Annotated in this window: 1 protein-coding gene; it reads right to left on the bottom strand. The window is 63.1% G+C overall.

What is annotated here, in order from left to right; genetic code table 11:
• On the bottom strand, nucleotides 1-2851 hold a 2851-nt coding region (locus AC1MDC_RS28590; RefSeq protein WP_480394184.1), incomplete at both ends, for an immunoglobulin-like domain-containing protein.

Genomic DNA, 2851 nt, shown 5'->3' with positions numbered 1-2851 from the left:
TGTGCCGGTGGTCTTGCCGACTTCGATGGTGATTTGCTGACCGTTGGACAGGGTCACGACCACCGGCGAGCCAGTTACCGGAGCGCCCACGGTCGCGGTGTAAGTAACGGTGCCACCTTCGGCGGCAGTTTCGGAAGCGGTCAGCTTCACGGTCGTCGTGTCGATGGTGTCGGTGACTTCGGTCACGGCCGGAACAGTGCTAGGCACCAGGTTCTCGAAGTTGCCACCGGTTGCATCCTTGATGGTGACTTCGACTTTGCCGGCGTCTTTGTAGACGTCATCGGCCGGGGCCGGAACGGTCACGGTTCCGGTGGTCTTGCCCGCTTCGATGGTGATCACGGCGCCGTTGCTCAACGTCACGGTCACCGGCGTGCCCGCCGGGTTGGTCAGAGTCGCGGTGTAAACAATCGAGCCGCCCTCGGCCACGGTGCCGGTCGCGGTCAGCGACAGGTTGGTGGTGTCGACCGTGTCGGTCACGGTGGTGCTGACCGGCGTTTTGTCGGCCACCAGATTCTCGTAGTTGCCGCCGCTGACGTTGGTGATGGCGTTGGTCAGCGGTGCGTGACCGTTCAACGCATCGTTCGGTGCGGTGGTGGTCACGGTACCGGTGGTCTTGCCGACTTCGATGGTGATCGACTGACCATTGGCCAGGGTCACAGTCACAGGCGAGCCAGTCACAGGCGCATCCACGGTTGCGGTGTAGGTGACGGTGCCACCTTCAGCAGCAGTTTCGGAAGCGGTCAGCTTCACGGTCGTCGTGTCGATGGTGTCGGTGACTTCCGTTACGGCTGGCACGGTGCTCGGAACAAGGTTCTCGAAGTTGCCACCGGTTGCGTCCTTGATCGTGACTTCAACCTTGCCGGCGTCTTTGTAAACGTCATCGGCAGGTGCGGCAACATTCACAGTGCCGGTGGTTTTGCCGGCTTCGATAGTGATGATTGCGCCGTTCGACAGCGTCACGGTCACCGGGGTGCCGGCCGGGTTAGTCAGAGTCGCGGTGTAAACGATCGAACCGCCCTCGGCAACCGAGTTGGTGGCGCTGAGGGTCAGGTTGGTGGTGTCGACCGTGTCGGTGACAGTGGTCGAAACCGGCGTTTTGTCGGCGACGAGGTTTTCGTAGTTGCCGCCAGTCACGGCGGTGATCGCGTTGGTCAGCGGTGCGTGACCGTTCAACGCATCGTTCGGTGCGGTGGTGGTCACGGTACCGGTGGTATTGCCGACTTCGATGGTGATCGACTGACCATTGGCCAGGGTCACAGTCACAGGCGAACCTGTGACAGGCGCGCCCACCGTGGCGGTATAGGTGACGGTGCCACCTTCAGCAGCGGTTTCGGTCGCGGTCAGTTTGACCGTAGTGGTATCGATGGTATCGGTGACGTTGGTCACGGCCGGAACGGTGCTCGGCACCAAGTTCTCGAAGTTGCCGCCGGTTGCGTCCTTGATCGTGACTTCGACTTTGCCGGCGTCTTTGTAGACGTCATCTTTCGGCGCATCGACGGTCACGGTGCCGGTGGTTTTACCGGCTTCGATGGTGATCACTGCACCGTTCGACAGGGTCACGGTCACCGGGGTGCCGGCCGGGTTGGTCAGCGTCGCGGTGTAGACAATCGAACCACCCTCGGCCACCGAGTCGGTGGCGGTCAGGTTGAGGTTGGTGGTGTCGACCGTGTCCGAAACCGAGGTGTTGGCCGGTTTGCTGTCGACCGCCAGGTTTTCGTAGTTGCCACCGGTGGCCTTGTCGATGGTCACACTCAGCGAGCTGCCGCCCGCCAGCGGGCTGTTCGGCGCGACGAAGTTCACGGTGCCGGTGGTTTCGCCCACGGCGATGGTGATGGTCTGGCCGTTGGACAGAGTCACCACGACCGGTGAACCGGTCACTGGCGCGGTCACGGTCGCGGTGTAGACCACGGTTTCGCCTTCGGCGACGTTGGCGGTAGCGGTCAGCGACACGGTGGACGTGTCGATGGTGTCGTGAACGGTGGTGACCGCCGGGGCAGTGTTGGTGACCAGGTTTTCAAAGTTGCCGCCAGTGGCGCCCTTGATGGTCGTTTCAACGGTGCCGGCGTCCTTGTAGACGTCGTCCTTCGGTGCGTCGACGGTCACGGTGCCGGTGGTTTTGCCGGCCTCGATGGTGATCACGGCGCCGTTGCTCAACGTCACGGTCACCGGGGTGCCGGCGGCGTTGGTCAGGGTCGCGGTGTAGGTGATCTGGCCACCTTCGTTGACTTCCGGCGTCGCGCTCAGGGTCAGGTTGGTGGTGTCGACGGTGTCGGTCACGGTGGTGCTGACCGGGGTTTTGTCGGCCACGAGGTTTTCGTAGTTGCCGCCGCTCACGCCAGTGATTGAGTTGGTCAGCGGTTCGTGACCATTGAGTGCATCGTTCGGTGCGGTGGTGGTGACGGTGCCAGTGGTTTTACCGACCTCGATGGTGATCTGCTGACCGTTGGCCAGGGTCACGGTCACCGGCGAACCGGTGACTGGTGCGCCGACGGTGGCGGTGTAGGTGACGGTGCCGCCTTCCGCCGCCGACTCGGTCGCGGTCAGTTTGACCGTGGTGGTGTCGATGGTGTCGGTGACCTCGGTGACGGCCGGAACAGTGCTCGGCACCAGGTTCTCGAAGTTGCCACCGGACGCGTCCTTGATCGTGACTTCAACCTTGCCGGCGTCTTTGTAGACGTCATCGGCCGGGGCTGGAACGCTGACGGTGCCGGTGGTTTTACCGGCTTCGATGGTGATCACGGCACCGTTCGACAGGGTCACGGTCACCGGAGTGCCGGCCGGGTTGGTCAGGGTCGCGGTGTAAACAATCGAGCCGCCCTCGGCCACGGTGCCGGTCGCGGTCAGCGACAGA

The sequence above is a fragment of the Pseudomonas sp. 1 genome (genome assembly GCF_056626735.1).
The sequence above is the reverse complement of the archived record's forward strand: the minus strand, read 5'-3'. Positions and strand labels throughout refer to the sequence as shown.